The sequence below is a fragment of the Methylobacterium sp. J-067 genome (assembly GCF_022829465.1).
GTDB lineage: Bacteria > Pseudomonadota > Alphaproteobacteria > Rhizobiales > Beijerinckiaceae > Methylobacterium > Methylobacterium litchii.
Map to the genome: position 1 here is coordinate 59,165 of NZ_JAKSXZ010000058.1, position 18,987 is coordinate 78,151.

Genomic DNA, 18,987 nt, shown 5'->3' on the forward strand with positions numbered 1-18,987 from the left:
CGACCTCTTCCCGAGAATCAGAACGGCAGGGCCTTGGGCCGGAAGGACTTGTACCACACGGCGATCATCATCCGCGTGAGGGTCACGGCGGTGATGACGGTGGTGAGGATGCCGAGGATGAACACCACGGCGAAGCCCTTCACCGGGCCGGAGCCCATGAAGAACAGAATCAGGGCCGCGATGGCCATGGTCGAGTTCGAGTCGATGATCGTCGCGAAGGCGCGGTCGAAGCCGGCCTGGAGGGCCGAGATCAGCGAGCGGCCGGCACGGGATTCCTCGCGCATGCGCTCGTAGATCAGCACGTTCGAATCGACCGCCGTGCCGATGGTGAGCACGATGCCCGCGATGCCCGGCAGGGTCATCGTGGCCTCCAGCACCGACATCAGGCCGAGGATCAGCCCGACGTGGACCATCAGGGCGATGTTGGCGATGAAGCCGAACGTCCCGTAGGTCGCGAACATGAAGCAGACGACGAGGCCGGCGGCGACCAGCGTTGCGAGCTTGCCCGCTTCGATCGAGTCGCGGCCCAGCCCCGGCCCGACGACGCGGCGCTCCACCACGGTGAACTTGGCGGGCAGGGCGCCGGCCCGGAGCAGGACCGCGAGGTCGTTGGCCTGCTGCACGGTGAAGTTGCCAGTGATCTGGCCGGAACCGCCGGTGATCGCCGAGCGGATGACGGGGGCCGAAACCACCTCGTTGTCGAGGACGATGGCCATCGGGCGGCCGATGTTCTCGCTCGTCGCCTGCCCGAAGCGCTGGGCGCCGCGCAGGTTGAACTTGAAGCTCACCATCGGCTCGTGGCTCTGCTGGTCGAAGGCGGGCTGCGCGTCGGTCAGCTCGCTGCCGTCGGCCATCACCCGGCGCTCCACCGGCACCTTGGCACCCTTGCCGTCCTTGGAGGGCAGCATATCGACGTCGCCCGAGGGGCTGTCGGCGAGCATGCGGAACTCGAGCTTGGCGGTGGAGCCGAGGAGCTTCTCCAGCCGCTCGGGGTTCTGCTCGCCCGGCACCTGGATCAGGATGCGCTCGGCGCCCTGCTGCTGGATCGAGGGCTCGGTCGTGCCCGTCGAATCGAGGCGGCGGCGGATGACCTCGATGCCCTGGCTCACCGCCCGGCGGGTGCGGTCGACGATGCCGGCATCGGTGAGGGTCAGGCGCACCACGCCGCCCGGCTGCTCGGTGACGTCGAGGGTGCGGGCCCCGGTCTGGCCGATGGAGGTGGCGATGGGCGCGGCGAGGTCGCGCAGCTTCGGCAGGACCTTGGCCCGCGCCGCGTCGTCCGTGACCTTCACCTGCACGCCGCGCTGGAGCAGCTGGATGCCGCCGTCGGCGCGGACGCTCTCCTGCTGGAGGACGCGGCGCACGTCATCGCGCAGGGACTTGGCCTGGGAGGCGATCAGATCGTTCTGATCGACCTCGAGGAGCAATTGCGAACCGCCCTGGAGGTCGAGGCCGAGCACGATGGCCCGGGTCGGCACGATCCAGTGCGGGAACCATGGCGGCAGGCTCGCGAGGAAGCCCTTCCGCTGCTCCGGCGAGAAGAAGCTCGGCACGGCGAGCGCCAGCCCCACCAGGATGATCGCGAGGGTCGCGGCGATCTTCGCACGGGAGAAGCGCAACATCGGCGAATCGTTTCTCTTGATTGGCCGGCGGCTTGCACCGGCCTCCTCATGTGATGCCCGAACGGAACGGCCGCCTCAGGCGGCCCGTCTCACGCAGCCATCCTCACGCAGCTTTGGCGGGGCCGCCCTTGGCGCGGACCTCGGAGATCATCGAGCGCACGACCCGGACGCGGACGTTCGGAGCGATCTCGACCTCGATCTCTGGCTGGTCGTCCTGGGCCTTCACCACCCGGCCGACGAGGCCGCCATTGGTGACGACGGTGTCGTCCCGGCGCACGGCCTTGATCAGCGCCTGATGGTCCTTGACCCGCTTCTGCTGCGGCCGGAGGATCAGGAAGTACATGATCACGAAGATCAGGACGAAGGGGATCACCTGGAAGGCGATCTCCGCTCCACCGGCGGCGGTCGCGCCGGCCCCTTGCGCGAAAGCGGGGGTGATCAACGTGCATCTCCTGCGTCTGGAAGGCCGGCCCGCCCCCGAACGTGGGGTCGTCTGAGCAGGGGGGAGGCCCGGCGAAAAGCGGCCGGACTATAGCCAGCGACCTCCCGAAAGCAACGGCATGAACGGCGCCGCCCACGCGGAAACGGCTCCGAATCTCCCTGCGGAGACGCGAAGCCGTTACAAATGGTCACGTCTTCGGGGAGTCCCGGTCCCTCAGCCAAGGACCAGGGCGCGGACCTGCCGCAGCCAGCGCATGGGCGCCTCGACCGTCGAGGGCGCGCGGTGCTTGAGGATCGCCGACTTCAGCAATTCCTGCGGCACCTCCCAGGTCTGCACCGCGCCTTGCGGGAAATGCGCCACGTCCCCCACGGTCAGGTGATGGCGGGTGCCGTCCGCGTCGGTCACGAAGACCTCGCCCTTCAGGATCGTGATGATCTCATCGGACCTGTGGGTCCAGTTGAAGGTGCCGGCGCTCACCCGCCACAGGAAGACCTGCGCGCCGTCATCCTCGGTGCGCGACACCTCCGCCGCCTCGGCGACGGGGTTGCCGGCCACGACCCACTGCGTCGGGATCGGCGAAGGCTGGAACGTGGCGGCCTGCGGCCGGATGGCCGTGCTCGTGAGGGTGCGCCCGTCCTCGTAGATCCGCGCTTCGGCATAAGCCCCGGCGGCGGCAAGCGAGAAGAGGGCGGTGGCGAGGATGATCTTCTTCACGGCACGTTTCCGCGTTCGTCGGAAACATTCCTGCAACGTGACGGCAACATTGGCCACCACTTTTTCGCTCAGATCATGCTGTGACGTGAGAAATCAACTCTATCCACAGCACGAAATGAATTTTTATTGATTGTTTCCGCAATTCATTAAGCATTCGCGCCGTTCAGACAGCTTAACGGCTCCGATCGGCGAGATCGATCCGGGGCGAGCGGTTGCCGGCCACGACGACGAGGCGGCGCACCTCGCCGCGCAGGTAGGCGCGCAGGAAGCGGTCGTAATCGCGGAACACGACGCAGCCGTTCGAGGCGCCGGGCTGGGCGCGCAGCATGTAGGTGTGGGCGAGGATGCCGTCGCGGCCGTGGATCGCACCGCTGCCGCCGACCGGCGTCAGGCGGATCGCCCGGACGCCGTGGAACGGCGTCTCGCGCTCCCGCATGTCGTAGGTGCCGGGCGGGGTGGCGCCGCGCATCCGCACGTGCACGTAGCGCGGGTCGTCCATCAGGTTGCCGTAGCCGGAATGGGCCTCCAGCACCTCGCCGCTGGGCAGCGTCACGGTGCTGGCGCTGATGTCGTAGACCGCCGTACCCTCCGAAGCGCCGACCGAGGGGCTCGGGATGAGGCGGCCGCGCGACGGTGCGACCGCGTCCGGGTTGGCATAGGCGAGGGCCTGCGGCGCGCCCTGGCCGGAGGAAGTCGCGTTGCCGCCGCCGAACAGGCGTTCGAGGAACGAGGGCTCCTCGGCGATGGCGGCGCGGAACACGTCGCGGGTGCGGGGCAGGGCGCGGCGGGCGGCGATCCGCACCGGCGCCTGGGGGGTCGCCTGCACCGGAGCCTGGGCCTGGGCCTGCACTGGAGCCTGGGCCTGCACCGGGCCCGGCAGGGCGGCGGGGCGGCGGACGGGCAGCGGCACCAGGGTCGGTTCGGCCGAGGCGACCCGGCGGACCGGCGTCACGGCGGCGGGGGTCGGGACGCGGGCGGGCGCGGCCTCCGCGACCAGCGATGGGCGCAGGTTCGCCGGGGCGCTCGTGTTCAGGGCCAGAATCGGCAGGTCGCGGACGAAGCCGGCGGCGGCCTCGGCCCCGAGGATCGGCGCCGGGGCGAAGACCCAGGCGAGGTCCGACCGGAGCCGCAAAGCCGGGGCGGGCGTCGGCGCCTGGGCCTGGGCTTCCTCCTGCGCCGGAACGGTGAGGCGGGTCTCGCCCTCCGACCGGTTCAGGACCGTCCAGCCCGCCGCCGCGACGGCGGCGAGGCAGGCGAGCGCCGGCAGCTTCGAGCGCCGATGACGCGGGCGGCGGGCATACGCGATGCTGGACATGACGTGACTGGGCCCTGCTCGCCCCGTCGGGCAGCCGCCGTCCGTCGCCGCGGAACGCATCCGCGCACGTCGGCCGGGCAGGCCGGAACACCCGTTCGGGAAAACTCAACCGTGGCGATTAAGCGGGGATCAGGGTTAATCTCCGGCTAAGACCGGGCCGGAATCCGCTCAGGCCTCCATCGGGCCGTGCTTGCGCGCCACGTACACGCAAAGGGCGGCCACCGGCAGGCCGATGAGCGAGGTGCCCGCGAAGAACAGCGGGAAGCCGGTCTCCTCGATGACGAAGCCCGAGAAGCCCGCGAGCACGCTGCCGGGCAGGGCGCAGAGCGAGGTGAGCAGGGCGTATTGGCTCGCCGCGTGCTGCGAATCCGACAGGCGCGACATGTAGGTGATGAGCACGATGGAGGCGAAGGCGTAGGCGAACCCGTCGATGCCGACGCTCATCGCGAAGGTCCAGAAGGCCGCGCCGCCATGGCCGCCGTGCCACGCGAGATAGGCCAGCGCGAGGTGCGAGGCCGAGGCCGCCACCGTCCCGATCAACAGGCTCGCCATCATGCCGACCCGCTGGATGATCGCGCTGGCGAGGAAGGTGCCGGCCAGCGCGATCCAGAAGCCGAACAGCTTCGTCACGGTGGCGATGTCGGTGTTCGAGTAGCCGAGCTGCTTGAACAGCGGGATCGCCATGGCGTTCGAGACGTAGCCGGGCATCCGGAACCCGGCCACCAGCAGCAGGACCGGCACGGCGAGCGGCCCGAGCCGGGCGAGGAGGTCGCGGATCGGCGCCCAGATCGTCTCCACGAGGCCCGCGCGGGTGGGCTGCCCCTCCGTCGAGGGTTCGGGGGCCAGGAGCGCGGCGATGGTGCCGGGCGCCATCAGCGCGGCCATGCAGAGATAGGCGACGCGCCAGCCATAGGCGTCGGCGAGGTAGAGCGCCCCGGCGCCCGCCGCGAGGTTGCCGCAGCGGAAGCCGATCTCGGCCCAGGACGACATCAGCGCCTGCCGCTCCAGCGGCGCCACGGCGATGCGCCAGCCATCGACCACGATGTCCTGCGTCGCCCCCGCGACGCCGAGCGCCAGCGAGAACGCCACCGTCCAGGCAAGCCAATGGGCGGGGTCCCCGAAGGCGACGCCCGCGAGCGCCGCCGCCACGGCGATCTGCGCGGCGACGATCCAGCCCCGCCGCCGCCCGAGGAGGCGCCCGAGGAGGGGCGGATCGTAGCGGTCGAGGAAGGGGGCCCAGAGGAACTTGAACTTGTAGGCGATGGTCAGTTCGCTCATCAGGCCGATGGTCGCCAGGGGCACCTTCGCCTCGCTGAGCCATGCCGATTGCGTCGCGTAGACGAGGAGGAACGGCATCCCCTGCGCGAAGCCGAGGCCCAGCACCGCCGCCACGCGAATATCGGTGAAGAGCGGCGCGAACAGGCCCGGCTTGTCCGCCGGCGCCGTCCCGGCCCGCATCGTATCCGCCATCGCACCATCCCCCGCCGGGCGGAGAGAGCCAGACTCAGGCTCCGGTTGCAACGGTCAGGCTAGGTGTCGAGCCGCATCGCCGCCCGCAGGACACGGGTGACGTCGGCGAGCGCCACGTCCTCGGAGGTCTCGGGGTCGGCGGCGATCTTCACGCCGGCCGTGACATGCTGGGCGATGATCGCCATGGCGACCTCACGCAGCGCCGCCGTCATGGCGTTGATCTGCTGCACCTCATCGAGGCAGTAGCGGTCCTCCTCGATCATCTTGCGCAGGCCCCGGACCTGGCCCTCGATCCGGTTCAACCGCTGGATGAGGGGACGCTTGGCCGCCGCGCCCCGCTTCAGCAGGATCCGGTCGCCGACCACATCTCCCCGGATGTCATCCTCGGTCTCGTCTACAGTCTCGTCTACGGTCTCGCGCGACATCCCCGCCCCGTTCGGAAAGTTCGAGCCTCCGTATCATAGGTTGAAACGAGACGCGGAGCCGCCGCCCGGCACGCACCGGGCGGCGGGGTCGGGCTTACATCTGCTCGGTCTGGGCGCCGCTGTCGGGCCGGGCCGGGCCGAGGACGGGCTCTTCGCCCAGGGGCTTGTTCTTGAACACGCTGTAGGTGCTCTTGCCGTCCAGCGACGGGCCCTGCGTCCAGCGTCCTTCCGGCGTCGTGCCGTCGATGGAACTGACGTAGAAATTGTAGGCGTTCTCGCTGTCCTCCTTCTCCTGCGGGAAGGAGTTCGGGATCGGCAGGGCACCCTGATGGCCGCCGAGTTCCTCGATCACCGCCAGCCACTGCTGCTGGTGCATCGTGTCCCGGGCGATCATGTAATGCAGCATGTCCTTCATGCCGGCATCGTGGGCGGCGTTGTAGAGGCGCACGGCGAGGACGCGGCCGGTGCTCTCGGCGGCGACGTTGCAGTACATGTCCGCCGCGAGGTTCCCGCTGGCGTAGATGTGGCTCATGTCGAAGGGCACGCCCTCGCAATTGGCGGGGAAGGCGGCCATGCCCGTCGAGAGGACGTGCCGGTGCAGCATGCCTTCGATGGTGTGGCGGGCGTTGCCCCCGCCCATGACGGCGCCGACGACGCCATCCGCCGCGCCCTCTTCCTGCAGGGCGGTCGGGGCGTTCTCGAGGTTCAGGGCGACGGCGGTCGCCAGCATCTCGATATGGCCCATCTCCTCGGTGGCGGTGTTGAGGAGCATGTCGCGGTACTTGGTCGTCGGCCCCCGGGCGCCCCAGCCCTGGAAGAAGTACTGCATGCAGACCCGGATCTCACCCTCGATCCCGCCGATCGCCTGCTGGAGCATGCGCGCGTAGATCGGATCGGGGTTTTCGACCTTCACGGGATACTGAAGGCGCTTGTCGAAATAGAACATGGAGGTTCCTCCCTGCGAAAGCGCAGCGGACCCGGACGATACTCAGGGGGAGTATCGTCCGATCTCAGGGGTTGAACCTCGCGGATCCGGGAAGGTTCGGTCGCGCCGGGGAGAAAAGAAGGGGGGCGGGTCTTTCCCCTCTCCCCGTCTTGCGGGGAGAGGCCCGTTTGCACCTCGTCGTGCAAACGGGGAGCGGAGGCGAAGCCGTAGCGGCGGTGAGGGGGGTTGCCGGAGGAGTCTCGTTCGGCTCGCCCCCTCACCCCCGGCTGCCGCCTCGCCGCGCCGATGACGGGGTCGTCGCGGCCCTCTCCCCGCTCGCGGGGAGAGGGAATGAGCAGGCAGGTCGGCGCGAAGCCCCCTACGCCGCCTTCTTCCCCCGCCCGGCGATCTTCACGAGGTTGCGCAGGACGTCGGTGGCGATCTTCAGCCGCGACGGGATCGACGGCAACTCGCGCACGAACACCACGCTCATGTCCGGCCGCACCTTCGCGAAGGAGGCCTGCTCCGCGACGAAGGCCACGAGACCCTGCGGATTCGCGTAGGACCGGTCGCGGAAGTGGACGACCACGCCCTTCGGCCCGGCCTCGACCTTCTCCACGTTGGCCTTGAGGCACAGGATCTTGATCGTGCCGATCTTGAGCAGCTGCTCCACCTCCGGCGGCAGCGGCCCGAACCGGTCGATCATCTCGGCGCCGAAAGCCTCCATCTCGGCATCGTCCTGGATGGTGGCGAGCCGCCGGTAGAGGCCGAGGCGCACCGACAGGTCCTCGACGTATTCCTCCGGGATCGTGACCGGGACGCCCAGCGCGATGGTCGGGGACCACGCCTCCTCCGGCACGTCCTCGATGCCCGCCTTGAGGGCCGTGACCGCATCCTCCAGCATCTGCTGGTAGAGCTCGTAGCCGACCTCCTTGATGTGGCCGGACTGCGCGTCGCCCAAGAGGTTGCCGGCGCCGCGGATGTCGAGGTCGTGGCTCGCCAGCTGGAAGCCCGCGCCCAGCGTGTCGAGGCCCTGAAGCACCTTCAGCCGCTGCTCGGCCTGCGGGGTCAATTGCCGCCCGGCCGGCGTCGTGAACAGGGCGTAGGCCCGCGCCTTGGAGCGGCCGACGCGCCCGCGCAGCTGGTAGAGCTGGGCGAGGCCGAACATGTCCGCCCGGTGGACGATCAGCGTGTTGGCGGTCGGGATGTCGAGGCCCGATTCGACGATGGTCGTCGAGAGCAGCACGTCGAACTTGCCCTCGTAGAAGGCGGTCATCACGTCTTCGAGCTGCCCCGCCGCCATCTGGCCGTGGGCCACCGCGACCTTGATCTCCGGCATCTCCGCGTCGAGGAATTTTTTGACTTCCGCGAGGTCCTCGATCCTCGGCACCACGTAGAACGATTGCCCGCCGCGATAGCGCTCGCGCAGCAGCGCCTCGCGGATCGAGAGCGGGTCGAAGGGCGTGATGAAGGTGCGGACCACCAGCCGGTCCACCGGCGGGGTCGCGATGATCGACAGTTCGCGCACGCCGGTCATGGCGAGTTGCAAGGTGCGCGGGATCGGCGTCGCCGAGAGGGTGAGGACGTGCACGTCCGCCTGCAGCGCCTTCAGCCGCTCCTTGTGGGAGACGCCGAAATGCTGCTCCTCGTCCACGATCAGCAGGCCGAGATCCTTGAAGGCGATGTTCTTGGCAAGCAGCGCGTGCGTGCCGACGACGATGTCGACCGTGCCCGCCGCGAGCCCGGCGCGGGTCTGCTTCATGTCGGCCGTCGAGACGAAACGCGAGAGCTGCGCCACCTGCACCGGCAGGCCTTTGAAGCGCTCGGCGAAGGTCCGGTAATGCTGGCGGGCGAGCAGCGTCGTCGGCACGATCACCGCCACCTGCTTGCCGGCGATGGCGCAGGCGAAGGCGGCGCGCAGGGCCACCTCGGTCTTGCCGAAGCCGACATCGCCGCAGACCAGCCGGTCCATCGGGCGGCCGGCATTGAGGTCGTCGAGCACCGCCTCGATGGCGTTCGCCTGGTCCTCGGTCTCCTCGAAGGGGAAGCGCGCGGCGAACTCGCCGTAGAGCCCCTCCGGCGCGTGGAGGACGGGGGCCTTCTTCACGAAGCGCTGCGCCGCGACCTTGATGAGCTCGCCCGCCATCTCGAGGATGCGGCGCTTCATCTTGGCCTTGCGGGCCTGCCACGCGCCGCCGCCGAGCCGGTCGAGGGCGACTTCCGAGTCCTCCGAGCCGTAGCGGGTCAGGAGCTCGATGTTCTCCACCGGCAGCAGCAATTGGCCGCCGTTGTATTGCAACTCCAAACAATCGTGCGGGGCGCCCGCCGCGTGGATCGTCTTGAGGCCGATGAACCGGCCGATGCCGTGGTCGGCATGGACGACGAGATCGCCGGGCTGGAGGGCCTGGACCTCCAGGATCACGTCCTGCGGGCGCTTGGCCTTGCGCTTCTGGCGCACCAGCCGGTCGCCGAGGATGTCGCCCTCGGACACGACCGCCAGCTCGCCCACGGTGAAGCCGGCCTCCAGCCCCCACACCGCCACCGCCGTGTCGGTGCCGCGCTTGAGGGCGTAGACGTCCGCGAGCCGGGTGATCGCCACGGGCTTCCTGAGGCCGTGGTCGGCGAGCACGCCGCAGAGCCGGTCGCGGGAGCCGTCGGACCAGGATCCCAGGATCACGTGATGACCGGATCCCTGCAGGTCGCGGATATGGGCGACCGCCGCGTCGAAGACGGCGGCATGTTCGTCCGCCCGCTCGGGGGCGAAGCTCCGGCCGGGCTTGGCGCCGCAATCGATGACCGTGCGCGCCTCCGAATCCGGCTGATCGAAGGGCGTCATCCGCGCCACCGTGGCGGTGGCGAAACGCTCCTTCAGTTCGTTCTGCATCAGGTAGAGGGCGCGGGGCGGCAGCGGCTTGTAGGGCGCCACGCCCGCCTGCGGCTGCTTGAGGGCGGTCTCGCGGGCCTGGAAGTAATCCTGCACCAGGGCGATGCGCTCGGCCGCCGCCTCCTCCACCTGCGGATCGAGGAGGAGCGGCACCCCGGCGAGGTAGTCGAACAGGGTGTCGAGCCGGTCGTAGAACAGCGGCATCCAGTGTTCGAGGCCGGCATAGCGGCGGCCCTCGCTCACGGTCTCGTAGAGCCGGTCGTCGCGGGTCGCGGCACCAAAGCTCTGGATGTAGTTCTGCCGGAAGCGCCGGATCGTCTCGGTGGTGAGCTGCACCTCGCTCATCGGCACGAGGTCGAGGGAGCGGAGCTGCCCGGTGGTGCGCTGCGTCTCGGGGTCGAAGGCGCGGATCGATTCCAGCGTGTCGCCGAAGAAGTCGAGACGGATCGGGGCGGCCAGGCCCGGCGGCGACAGGTCGAGGATACCGCCGCGCACCGCGTATTCGCCGGTATCGCGGACGGTGCCGGTGCGCAGGAAGCCGTTCGCCTCCACCCAGGCGACGATGTCGTCCATCTTCACGACGTTGCCGATGGCCGCCGAGAAGGTCTCGCGGGCGATGTGCGCCTGGGGCGGCACCCGCTGCACCAGGGCGTTGATGGTGGTGCAGAGGATGCGCGGGCGCTCCTCGGAGGAGCGCGTCCGTGCGAGGCGGGCGAGCGCCGTCACCCGCTGGGCGGCGACGCCGGTCGTCGGCGAGACCCGGTCGTAGGGCTGGCAGTCCCAGGCGGGCAGGGACATGATGTCGAGTTCGGGGGCGGCGAAGCCGAGCGCCGCCTGGAACGAGGCCGAGCGCCCCGAATCACGCGCCACGTGGACCAGCACCGCCGGCCCCTTGGCGTCCGGCGCGAGGGCGCGGGCGAGGTCGGCGGCCACGACGGCGTCGAACCCCTCCGGCACGCCCGCGAGCGTCGGGCTGTCGCCGCGCTTGAGCGCGTCCATGGCCTTGGCCAGGGCGGAGGATTTCGGCAGGGCGAAGCGGGCGGTCTGCTGTTTGGGGGCAGCCGGCTGCGGCTTCGGTTGAGGCTTGGCCATCGGGGCTCGTTCGCGGGATGTTCGTCCGCCAGGGCGGCGTCCACGGGTCAGGCGGGCGTTAGCCCATCGCGCTGCATCGATCCAGGGTTCCGGATGCGCCTGCGGGCCGCAGCGGCCACATCGCTGGCGCGGGTATAGATTCGGGTATAGACGATGCGTTCATGGAACGGCTGTTCGGCTGCGATCCCGGCAAACGCCACCTTCTGCTGAGCGAGCGGCATCTCGACCTGCTCGACATGGCCGAAGTGTTTTCCGATCCCGATCGGCTCGACGTGGTCGATGCCCGGCGGGATTACGGCGAGGTCCGAAGGGTCACGGTCGGCGCGGCGTTGGGCGGCGTCTATACGGTCGTCTACACGATGCGCGGGCCGGTGACGTGGCTCGTCACCGCCTGGCCGGCCAACCGGAAGGAGCGGGCACGCTATGGCGAACGCCTCTGAGATCCTCTTCACCCGCCTGTCGGACGGCACGCTGCTGCGTCGCCAGCCGGACGGGTCCTATCGGCCCACGGAGGGCCGGAGCGATCACGCCAAGCTCGCCGCGCTAACCGAGGCGGAGATCGAAGCCCTGGCGGCCTCGGATCCCGACCACCCCGCCCTGGACGACGATTTCTGGGACGGGGCGCTGGCGCCGGTGCCGGCGAAGGAGGCGATCTCGATCAAGCTCGACAGCGACGTGCTGCGCTTCTTCCGCCGGGACGGGCGCGGCTACCAGACCCGCATCAACGCCGTCCTCCGGCATTACATGCGGGCCAACGAGAACGCGGGCTGAGCGTCCTCACTCCTTCGCCATGATCTCCTGCAGGGCCATCTCCACCCGGCCGCGGAAGAACTCCGCGTTGGGCATGCCCTCCGTCATGGCGGCGGCGCGGCTGCCGGCTTGGCGCAGGATCTCGGCGCGCAGCGTCGGGTCGGAGCGCTCCAGCATCTCCAACATCACGCGCACCACCAGTTCGGTGGCGATGGAGCGGGCCGGGTGGTCGTAGGGGGCCTTCGGCACGGTGCTCTCCTCGCTCATCGCGGGCTCCCTCACGAATGGATCGGCGCGTCGTGGCGGTGGAAGTCGCGCAGGCGCCGCCACACCGCCGTGTCGTAGTTCGAGGGCGTCTCGGCCTCGCCGGTCAGCCACTTGAACAGGTCGCGGTCGGGCACCTCGATCAGCGCCTCGAACTCGTCGAGTTCGCTCTCGGACAGGTCGCCGATCTCCGCATCGGCGAAGCGGCCCATGATCAGGTCCATCTCGCGGATGCCCCGGTGCCACGCCCGGAACAGGGTGCGGCGCCGGCGGGGGTCGAGGTCGGCGCTCGTACGGGTGGTGCCGGACATGAGTCCCAAACCTTTCCGTTCACAAGGATACCCCGTGAGATACGCCTGCCGGCCGGCGGTATCCAGTGCGCGTCAGGGCGCATCCGCGCCGAACAGGTCGCGCCAGCCCGTCCGCACGCGCCGCCCGTCCGCGATCCGCGCGGTGAAGCCGACCGCGTCGAAATGTTCGAGCACCGGCATCGTCATGTTGCGGCCGATCCCGGCCGCCTCGCGAAACCGCCCCACGGTGAGCAACCCCTCCGGATGCTCGCCGGCCACCGCCTCGGCGATCCGGGCGAGGTCGGCCAGCAGCGGCGGCGGGAGGTAATAGGCCTTCGAGACCCGCCGCAGCCAGCCGATGCGCCCGACCTTGTCGAGGAGGGGGCGCACGGCCTCCGGTTCCCGCCCGAGGCGCTCGGCCAGCAGATGCAGGCGCGGCTGGTCGCGCCCGGCCGCCTCCACCACCGCGCGGATCTCCGCGTAGAGCGCCGCGTCGGCGGGGGCGAGGCGCGCCTCGTGGCCGGGCCGGTGATGCAGGGCACCCCGCCGGGCGAGCGCCCCGGCGCGGGTGAGACCGTCGAGGACGAGGCGGGCGAGGGGCCGGTCGGCGGCGGACAGGTCGGCCGCGACCTCGTCCGCCGAGAGGCCGGGATTGTCGGGCTCGGCGGCGTGGCGCGCCTCGAACAGAGCGACGAGCCGCGCCTCCAGATCCGCGACCCGCGCGGCCGGGAAGGCGAGGCGCCGGCCTTCCGTATCCACGACCCGCGCGGCGTGCCCGGCAAGCAGCCCGTCGAGGGCCGGCGGCGGGATGTTGCGCAGGCGCGCGAAGCGCCCGACCTCGAGCCCCGCCGGCTCCGCATCGAGCAGCGCGGCGAGGGCGGCCCCGTCCTTGGGCTCGGCCAGGGCGGCGAGGACGGCCCGGCGGGCGGGGAGCCACGCCCCCCGGCGCGGCCCGTCGGCGTCGATCACCCGGCCGCCGCCGATCGTGCGCGCGGCGACGGCATCGCGCAGGACGAGGCGGTCGCCGGTGAGGGCATGGAGGGGCGCGTCGAGGGCGATCCGCGCAAAGGCCTCGCCCCCCGGCGGGATCGCGGGCGCCTCGGGGGCGAGGAGCACCCGGCCGGTCACGCCGGCCGCGCCGCAATGGACCTGCACCGCCGCCCGGTGGCGCAGGGGCCGGGCCTCCCCCGGCAGCAGGCGGATCCGCGCGTCGAGGCGCGTCGCCGTGCCGGACAGGGCGGGGGCGAGCACCCACTCGCCCCGGTGGATGTCGTCGCGCGACAGGCGGGGGCCGGTGAGGTTGAGGGCGCAGCGCTCGCCGGCCCGGCCCTCCGCCGCGACCTCGCCCTGGGCATGGATGCCGCGCACCCGCGCCTCGATGCCCTTTGCCGACACCAGCACCCGGTCGCCGACCCGCACCGTACCGGCATGGACGGCCCCCGTCACCACGAGGCCTGCGCCCGGCAGGGTGAAGCAGCGGTCGATGGCGAGGCGGAAGCCCCGCTCGGATCCGGCCCCGCGCGGGGCCACCCCGTCGCCGGCCTTTTCCAGCCGCGCCAGCACCTCGGGAATGCCGGCGCCGGTCAGGGCGGAGCAGGGCAGGATCGGCGCCCCGGCGAGGCCGGTGCCGGCGAGGAGGGCGCGCACGTCCTCGGTGACGGCGGCGATCCGCTCCGGCCCGGCCCGGTCGGCCTTGGTGAGGGCGACGATCCCGCGGGAGAGGCCCAGCAGGTCGAGGATGGCGGCGTGCTCGCGGGTCTGGGGCATCACGCCGTCGTCGGCGGCCACCACGAGGATGGCGCAATCGACCCCCGTCGCCCCCGCCACCATGGTGCGCACCAGCCGCTCGTGGCCGGGCACGTCCACGAAGCCGAGGGAGAGGGCGCCCCGCCGGGCATAGGCGAAGCCGAGATCGAGGGTGATGCCCCGGGCCTTCTCCTCCGGCAGCCGGTCGGCATCGATTCCGGTCAGCGCCTTCACCAGCGCCGTCTTGCCGTGGTCGATATGCCCCGCCGTCGCGACGATCATTCTTCTTTGGACTTCGCGTCGTGGATGGGAGGGGCGGCGCGGATCCACTCCGCGCCGCCTCGTATCAGCCCTTGATCCGGGTCTCGGCCAGTTCCGACATGCAGGTGTCGTAGGGCGTGAACGCCACCCTGTCCGACACCGCGAACAGGGTGAAGGGCGAATACAGGAACAGGGCCTTGGCCTCGTCCTGCAGGTAGCGCTCCACCTCCCGCACCACGCCCTCCTGCGCCTCCGGCTCTGCGGTGTGCAGGAGCTTGTCGTAGAGGGCGTCGAAGGCGGGATCCTCCGGGCCCTGGCGCAGGGTCGCGTCCTTCCCGAAGAACTCCCGGTGGACGCAGGCGACCGGATATTGCGGCGTCCAGTCGAAGTACCATTCGAGCTTGACGTCGAAATCCTCCGGCAGGTCGCCCCGGTCGCTGACGAACCGCGCCGAGAGGCCGATCTCCGCGAGGTTCCGGCCGATCGCCTCGACCACGCCCGTCCAGGCGGGCGACGCGACGAACACGAGCGCCCGGCCGCCGAGCCCCGCCTTCTCCAGCACCGCTTTCGCGGCCTGGGGATCGTGCGGGAACGGTTTCAGGCCGGGATCCGCGCCGTAGCGGCCGGGCTGGATGAAGGCCGGGATCACCGTGCCGTAGCCGTGCGCCCCCTGGTCGAGCACCGCCTGCCGGTCGATGGCGAGGTTGAGCGCCCTTCGCACCGCCGGGTCGCGCCAGGGCGAATCCGGCCGGTTCTCGTTGAAGACGCCCGTCAGGATCGTCTTGGCCTTCTTGGTCTGGATCTTCCCCTTGTCGCTCGCCGGGAAGGCCTTCGCCTCGTCCGGCGTCAGGTCGAACACCACGTCGACCCGGCCGTCACCGGCCGCCACCGACTTGATGCCCTCCGCCTTGCCGATGACGTTGTCGTAGACGATGCGGACGCTCGGCCTGCGGGCCGGGTTCCAGTAGGTCGGGTTGGGCTCCATCACGACCCTGTCGGAGCGGGAATCGATCAGCGAGACACCCTCGGTGAGCACGAACGGGCCAGTCCCCCACGGACCGGGCGCGTCGATCACTCACCAATGGCCTTCGGCCGATCCCGTCTTCGGGTCGATGAAGCCCCACTCGTTCCAGAACCGCGTCGAGGGCAGGTGCATGCCCCGCAGCTTCATCAAAGCGGCGGAATCGCCGCCGGGGAAGCGCATGCGGATCGTGCGGTCGTCCACCGCCTCGCAGGTCACGTCGCGGGCGAAGTTCAGGAAGGCCCCCGGCGGATGCGGGTTGGTCCATTCCTGCACCTTGTCGAAGCCGAGCTTGAACATGCCGGCATCGAAGCGCTCGCCATCCTGGTAGATGGCCTCGCGCATCGTGAGTTCGAGGGTCTCCCCATCGAGCCAGCGCCAGGATTCGGCGAGGCTCGGCTGGCCGATCCCCTCGTGATCGACCCGGTTGGCCTCCTCCATCGTGTTCCAGGTGATGGCGAGCCAGTTCACCGGCGACGGATCGACCACCGTCACCGTGTTGTGGGGGCCGAGGGCGCCGCCGCCTCCGGGATCCCCGGTCGCATGCGTGTCCATGCTTCCTCCTGTCATCGCCCGCATGGCGTGCGGGACGCCCGCCGGATTGGCGGTGCGCAACCTATGATAGAGCGCAATCGGTCGCGCGCAATCGACCTTTCCGATCCGTTGGCGCAGGCCGCTTGCCAAGCCGGCTTCGGGCACCCAAACACCGTCGGGCCGCAGGGCACCCGCGTGGGGCAGGGGCCGGGCTGGCGGAGGCGGGGATGGAACCGGGCGGGATGACGGGCAGGGCACAGGCCGGGGTGCGGGCGGTGGACCTGCGGCTCTACGGGCTCCTCGATACCGGCGTGAGCAGCTTCGACGGCGCGGCGCTCGGCCGCCTCGGCGCCGAGGCGGTGGCGGGCGGCTGCACCCTGCTCCAGTACCGCGAGAAGGACATCGCCGATGCCCGCGCGGCGGTGGAGCGCCTGCGGGCGATCCGCGCCGCGATCGGCGGGCAGGTGCCGCTCCTCGTGAACGACCGCGTCGACCTCGCCCTGGCGGCGGGGGCGGACGGGGTTCATCTCGGCCAATCGGACCTGCATCCGGCCGACGCGCGGCGGCTGCTGGGGCCGCAGGCGATCATCGGCCTCACCGTAAAGACGGCCGCCCAGGCGGACGAGCTCTACCGGCTCCCGGTGGATTACGCCTGCATCGGCGGGGTCTTCGCCACGACGAGCAAGGACAACCCGGACCCGCCGGTCGGGCTCGACGGGCTATCGCGCATCCTGTTCCGGGCGCGGCTGGCGCGGGGGCCGGGCCTGCCGGTCGGGGCCATCGCCGGCATCAACGCCGACAACGCGGCGCAGGTGATCGCGGCGGGGGCGGACGGGGTCGCCGTCATCTCGTCCCTGTTCGGCGTCGAGCCGGTGCGCCAGAATGCCCGCCACCTGCGCGGGCTGATCGACGCCGCCCTCGCCGAGCGCGGAGCGCACCGATGACGGCCATCGCGGTCACCCTGGCAGGCTCGGATTCCGGCGGCGGCGCCGGCATCCAGGCCGACCTCAAGACCTTCTCGGCGCTCGGCGTCTACGGCGCCAGCGTCGTCACCGCCTTGACGGCGCAGAACACCCGCGGCGTCCAGGCCATCCACGAGGTGCCGGCGGAGTTCGTTACCCGGCAGATCGAGAGCGTGTTCTCCGACCTGACCATCGGCGCGGTGAAGATCGGGATGCTGTCCCGGCCGGAGGTCATCCTCGCCGTCGCCGACGGCCTCGCCCGCCACGCGACCGGGATTCCGGTGGTGCTCGATCCGGTGATGATCGCCACCAGCGGCGACCGGCTGATCGCCGACGAGGCGGTCGCCGTGCTGCGCGAGCGCCTGCTGCCGCAGGTCGATCTCGTGACGCCGAACCTCCCCGAGGCCGCCGTGCTCCTCGGCGACGACAGCGAGGAGGACGGCGCCGTCCTGGCGCAGCGGCTCGTCGCCCTCGGGGCGCGGGCGGTGCTGGTGAAGGGCGGGCACGGGACCGGCCCGGAAAGCGTGGATTTCCTCGCCACCGCCGAGGGCCTCGAACGGCGCCTCGCCGCGCCGCGCGTCGAGACCCGCAACACCCACGGCACGGGCTGCACCCTCTCGGCCGCCATCGCCGCGCTCCTCGCCCGGGGCCTGCCCCTGCCGGAGGCCGTCGCCGCCGCCAAGGATTACCTCACCGCCGCGATCCTGGCCGCCGACGAGCTCACCATCGGCAACGGCCATGGGCCGGTCCACCACTTCCATGCCTGGTGGGGCGAGCGCGGCTGATGTGCATCGCCCCCGCCGAAACCTTGCGCCCGTCATCCGTTTGCGTTTGAAGAAGCGTACGATCGTTCGATGAACGGAACGGCCGGGCGGATCGAAGGACCATGCGGGATCAGGTGGAACGGCAAGCAGACCGCCCGGAGAAGGCCGGCAGGACGCGCGATCTGCTGACCGGAGCACAGGTCCTGTCGGGGCAGCTCGGCAAGACGATCCAGCGCCTGCGCAAGGCCTACAACCTGTCCCTGTCGGACCTCGCCGAGCAATCCGGCGTCGCCAAGTCGATCATCAGCCAGATCGAGCGCAACGAGACCAACCCGACGCTCGCCACCATCTGGCGCCTGTCCCAGGCGCTCGACGTGTCCATCGAGCGGGTGCTCGCGGCGGGCGACGAGGAGCCCTTCATCGAGAAGACCTCCCGCGCCGACACGCCGATCCTCCTCTCCGAGGACGGCAAGGTGCGGCTCGCCATCGTCGGCTGGATCAAGACGGTCGAATGGCTGCAATGGTACGAGGTCAGCGCCGATCCCGGCGGCGTCCTCGATTCCGACCCGCACCAGCGCGGCTCGGTGGAATCGCTGTCGGTGACGGAAGGCGTGTTCGAGGTTGAGGTCGGCGGTGCCCTCCAGCGGGCGCGGCCCGGCGAGACCCTGCGCTACCGCTGCGACCGGCCGCACCTCGTGCGCTGCGCGGAGGGGCCGGGGCGGGCCACCATGGTGGTGATCATGAAGGCCGCCGTGATGGAATAGCCGGGGCGCCGCCCCGGCACCCCGCCAAAGGGCGCCGCCCTTTGGGATCCGTGACTTACCGCCCGGTGTTCACCCAGCTCACGATGTCGGCCAGGACCATGACCAGCGCCTGATCGAGGGCGCGGGCACCGGAGCCCGCATCGACCGAGCCCACCGGTACGCGCGCCGTGAAGATCCGCGCCGCCGCGACGCGGCCCGTGCCGTCCGCCACCAGCTTGAGCGACAGGTCCACCACTGCCTCACCCGTGGCGGTCTGGATGTCGAAGGCGCGGATCTCGCTGATGAGCTGGTAATCGGCCGTGACCTTGTCGCCCGGACGGCTCACCGAGCGAAGGCGGCCGGCATTCTCCAGGCTCTGAATGATCCGCGTCTGGATCAGGCGCGGCAGGCGGTCGGCCCACTGGCCGCCGCCGAGGAAGGACAGGGAGCCGCCGCCCTCGCGCACGATGATCCGGTCCGCCTCGAAGGGCTGAATCCCCACGGGTTCCGACACCACGATCGCCCGCCCCGACGCCACGGGCCGCCCGCCCGCCGGGAGGGCGGCGAGGTCGAAGGTGAGGGGCGCCGCGCCGCCGGCGCAGCCGCCGAGCAGGGCGGCCACCAGCAGGGTCGCGGTCGGAAGGACCGAACGGATCATGCACACAACCTAATCGAGCCTGCCGACGAGAGCCGGCAGGTCACCAAAGCCATTCAACCGAAACTATGCCGTACGGGAAAGGCTGCGGTGCGGCTCAGCACAAAC

The 18,987-nt window shown here is 70.9% G+C and carries 19 protein-coding genes; 5 read left to right on the top strand and 14 right to left on the bottom strand.

Annotated features, from left to right (window positions below; genetic code table 11):
- Nucleotides 1–17: 17 nt before the first annotated feature.
- The 8 genes from secD to mfd all read right to left on the bottom strand — a co-directional run bounded on the left by secD (nt 18) and on the right by mfd (nt 10,889).
- Entirely contained in the window at nt 18–1,622 is a 1,605-nt protein-coding gene (gene secD, locus MKK52_RS05790) for a protein translocase subunit SecD (RefSeq protein WP_243952870.1), read from the bottom strand.
- 103 nt (nt 1,623–1,725) lie between these two features.
- Nucleotides 1,726–2,064: a preprotein translocase subunit YajC gene (yajC, locus tag MKK52_RS05795; RefSeq protein WP_243952871.1), complete on the bottom strand. Its 339-nt coding sequence runs from the start codon at nt 2,062–2,064 to the stop codon at nt 1,726–1,728.
- A gap of 213 nt (nt 2,065–2,277) precedes the next feature.
- Nucleotides 2,278–2,778 carry a cupin domain-containing protein gene (locus MKK52_RS05800; protein WP_243952872.1) on the bottom strand — a complete coding sequence of 167 codons (501 nt, stop codon included), beginning with the start codon at nt 2,776–2,778 and terminating at the stop codon, nt 2,278–2,280.
- Nucleotides 2,779–2,950: 172 nt separating this feature from the next.
- Nucleotides 2,951–4,093 (bottom strand): DUF2778 domain-containing protein, encoded by a 1,143-nt coding sequence (locus MKK52_RS05805; RefSeq protein ID WP_243952873.1) that lies wholly within the window; start codon nt 4,091–4,093, stop codon nt 2,951–2,953.
- A 168-nt stretch (nt 4,094–4,261) separates the two neighbouring features.
- The gene (locus MKK52_RS05810; RefSeq protein WP_243952874.1) at nt 4,262–5,563 is read right to left on the bottom strand and encodes an AmpG family muropeptide MFS transporter; all 1,302 of its coding nucleotides are present in this window, start codon (nt 5,561–5,563) and stop codon (nt 4,262–4,264) included.
- Nucleotides 5,564–5,622: 59 nt separating this feature from the next.
- Complete coding sequence (locus MKK52_RS26870; RefSeq protein ID WP_279597654.1) at nt 5,623–5,988, bottom strand: metal-sensitive transcriptional regulator; 366 nt, start codon at nt 5,986–5,988, stop codon at nt 5,623–5,625.
- A 94-nt stretch (nt 5,989–6,082) separates the two neighbouring features.
- Nucleotides 6,083–6,934: a manganese catalase family protein gene (locus MKK52_RS05820; RefSeq protein ID WP_243952875.1), complete on the bottom strand. Its 852-nt coding sequence runs from the start codon at nt 6,932–6,934 to the stop codon at nt 6,083–6,085.
- 358 nt (nt 6,935–7,292) lie between these two features.
- On the bottom strand, nt 7,293–10,889 hold the full coding sequence (mfd, locus tag MKK52_RS05825) for a transcription-repair coupling factor (RefSeq protein ID WP_243952876.1): 3,597 nt from the start codon (nt 10,887–10,889) through the stop codon (nt 7,293–7,295).
- A gap of 161 nt (nt 10,890–11,050) precedes the next feature.
- On the opposite strand from mfd, the gene MKK52_RS05830 reads away from it, so the two are divergent.
- Both MKK52_RS05830 and MKK52_RS05835 read left to right on the top strand, forming a co-directional pair.
- Nucleotides 11,051–11,329, top strand: a complete 279-nt coding sequence (locus tag MKK52_RS05830; protein WP_243952877.1) for a BrnT family toxin — start codon at nt 11,051–11,053, stop codon at nt 11,327–11,329.
- Nucleotides 11,313–11,660 (top strand): BrnA antitoxin family protein, encoded by a 348-nt coding sequence (locus MKK52_RS05835; protein ID WP_243952878.1) that lies wholly within the window; start codon nt 11,313–11,315, stop codon nt 11,658–11,660. The genes MKK52_RS05830 and MKK52_RS05835 overlap by 17 nt, the downstream gene beginning before the upstream one ends.
- Nucleotides 11,661–11,666: 6 nt before the next feature.
- On the opposite strand, the gene MKK52_RS05840 is transcribed toward MKK52_RS05835, so the two are convergent.
- The 5 genes from MKK52_RS05840 to MKK52_RS05860 form a co-directional block, all read right to left on the bottom strand.
- A complete protein-coding gene (locus MKK52_RS05840; RefSeq protein ID WP_243952879.1) occupies nt 11,667–11,906 on the bottom strand; it encodes a hypothetical protein in 240 nt (79 codons plus the stop codon).
- A gap of 11 nt (nt 11,907–11,917) precedes the next feature.
- A complete protein-coding gene (locus MKK52_RS05845; protein WP_243952880.1) occupies nt 11,918–12,214 on the bottom strand; it encodes a succinate dehydrogenase assembly factor 2 in 297 nt (98 codons plus the stop codon).
- A 72-nt stretch (nt 12,215–12,286) separates the two neighbouring features.
- Entirely contained in the window at nt 12,287–14,221 is a 1,935-nt protein-coding gene (gene selB / locus MKK52_RS05850; RefSeq protein ID WP_243952881.1) for a selenocysteine-specific translation elongation factor, read from the bottom strand.
- A gap of 64 nt (nt 14,222–14,285) precedes the next feature.
- Nucleotides 14,286–15,275, bottom strand: a complete 990-nt coding sequence (locus MKK52_RS05855; RefSeq protein WP_313898728.1) for an ABC transporter substrate-binding protein — start codon at nt 15,273–15,275, stop codon at nt 14,286–14,288.
- Entirely contained in the window at nt 15,276–15,776 is a 501-nt protein-coding gene (locus tag MKK52_RS05860) for an ABC transporter substrate-binding protein (RefSeq protein ID WP_243952883.1), read from the bottom strand.
- A gap of 221 nt (nt 15,777–15,997) precedes the next feature.
- Between MKK52_RS05860 and thiE the strand changes: the two genes are divergently transcribed.
- From thiE to MKK52_RS05875, 3 genes are all read left to right on the top strand, one after another.
- Nucleotides 15,998–16,699, top strand: a complete 702-nt coding sequence (gene thiE, locus MKK52_RS05865; RefSeq protein WP_243952884.1) for a thiamine phosphate synthase — start codon at nt 15,998–16,000, stop codon at nt 16,697–16,699.
- On the top strand, nt 16,696–17,502 hold the full coding sequence (thiD, locus tag MKK52_RS05870; RefSeq protein WP_243952885.1) for a bifunctional hydroxymethylpyrimidine kinase/phosphomethylpyrimidine kinase: 807 nt from the start codon (nt 16,696–16,698) through the stop codon (nt 17,500–17,502). Before thiE ends, thiD begins: the two co-directional genes overlap by 4 nt.
- Before the next feature lie 101 nt (nt 17,503–17,603).
- Entirely contained in the window at nt 17,604–18,245 is a 642-nt protein-coding gene (locus MKK52_RS05875) for a helix-turn-helix domain-containing protein (RefSeq protein WP_243952886.1), read from the top strand.
- 55 nt (nt 18,246–18,300) lie between these two features.
- On the opposite strand, the gene MKK52_RS05880 is transcribed toward MKK52_RS05875, so the two are convergent.
- A complete protein-coding gene (locus tag MKK52_RS05880) occupies nt 18,301–18,882 on the bottom strand; it encodes an ABC-type transport auxiliary lipoprotein family protein (protein WP_243952887.1) in 582 nt (193 codons plus the stop codon).
- Nucleotides 18,883–18,987: the final 105 nt, after the last annotated feature.

Excerpts from the sequence above, each read along its gene's own strand:
- MKK52_RS05805 (WP_243952873.1), bottom strand. The coding sequence starts at position 4,093 with ATGTCCAGCATCGCGTATGCCCGCCGCCCGCGTCATCGGCGCTCGAAG.
- thiE (WP_243952884.1), top strand. The coding sequence starts at position 15,998 with ATGACGGGCAGGGCACAGGCCGGGGTGCGGGCGGTGGACCTGCGGCTC.
- mfd (WP_243952876.1), bottom strand. The coding sequence starts at position 10,889 with ATGGCCAAGCCTCAACCGAAGCCGCAGCCGGCTGCCCCCAAACAGCAG.
- MKK52_RS05875 (WP_243952886.1), top strand. The coding sequence starts at position 17,604 with ATGCGGGATCAGGTGGAACGGCAAGCAGACCGCCCGGAGAAGGCCGGC.
- MKK52_RS05820 (WP_243952875.1), bottom strand. The coding sequence starts at position 6,934 with ATGTTCTATTTCGACAAGCGCCTTCAGTATCCCGTGAAGGTCGAAAAC.
- selB (WP_243952881.1), bottom strand. The coding sequence starts at position 14,221 with ATGATCGTCGCGACGGCGGGGCATATCGACCACGGCAAGACGGCGCTG.
- MKK52_RS05845 (WP_243952880.1), bottom strand. The coding sequence starts at position 12,214 with ATGTCCGGCACCACCCGTACGAGCGCCGACCTCGACCCCCGCCGGCGC.
- thiD (WP_243952885.1), top strand. The coding sequence starts at position 16,696 with ATGACGGCCATCGCGGTCACCCTGGCAGGCTCGGATTCCGGCGGCGGC.
- MKK52_RS05810 (WP_243952874.1), bottom strand. The coding sequence starts at position 5,563 with ATGGCGGATACGATGCGGGCCGGGACGGCGCCGGCGGACAAGCCGGGC.
- MKK52_RS05835 (WP_243952878.1), top strand. The coding sequence starts at position 11,313 with ATGGCGAACGCCTCTGAGATCCTCTTCACCCGCCTGTCGGACGGCACG.
- MKK52_RS05860 (WP_243952883.1), bottom strand. The coding sequence starts at position 15,776 with ATGGACACGCATGCGACCGGGGATCCCGGAGGCGGCGGCGCCCTCGGC.
- MKK52_RS26870 (WP_279597654.1), bottom strand. The coding sequence starts at position 5,988 with ATGTCGCGCGAGACCGTAGACGAGACTGTAGACGAGACCGAGGATGAC.
- secD (WP_243952870.1), bottom strand. The coding sequence starts at position 1,622 with ATGTTGCGCTTCTCCCGTGCGAAGATCGCCGCGACCCTCGCGATCATC.
- MKK52_RS05880 (WP_243952887.1), bottom strand. The coding sequence starts at position 18,882 with ATGATCCGTTCGGTCCTTCCGACCGCGACCCTGCTGGTGGCCGCCCTG.
- MKK52_RS05840 (WP_243952879.1), bottom strand. The coding sequence starts at position 11,906 with ATGAGCGAGGAGAGCACCGTGCCGAAGGCCCCCTACGACCACCCGGCC.
- MKK52_RS05830 (WP_243952877.1), top strand. The coding sequence starts at position 11,051 with ATGGAACGGCTGTTCGGCTGCGATCCCGGCAAACGCCACCTTCTGCTG.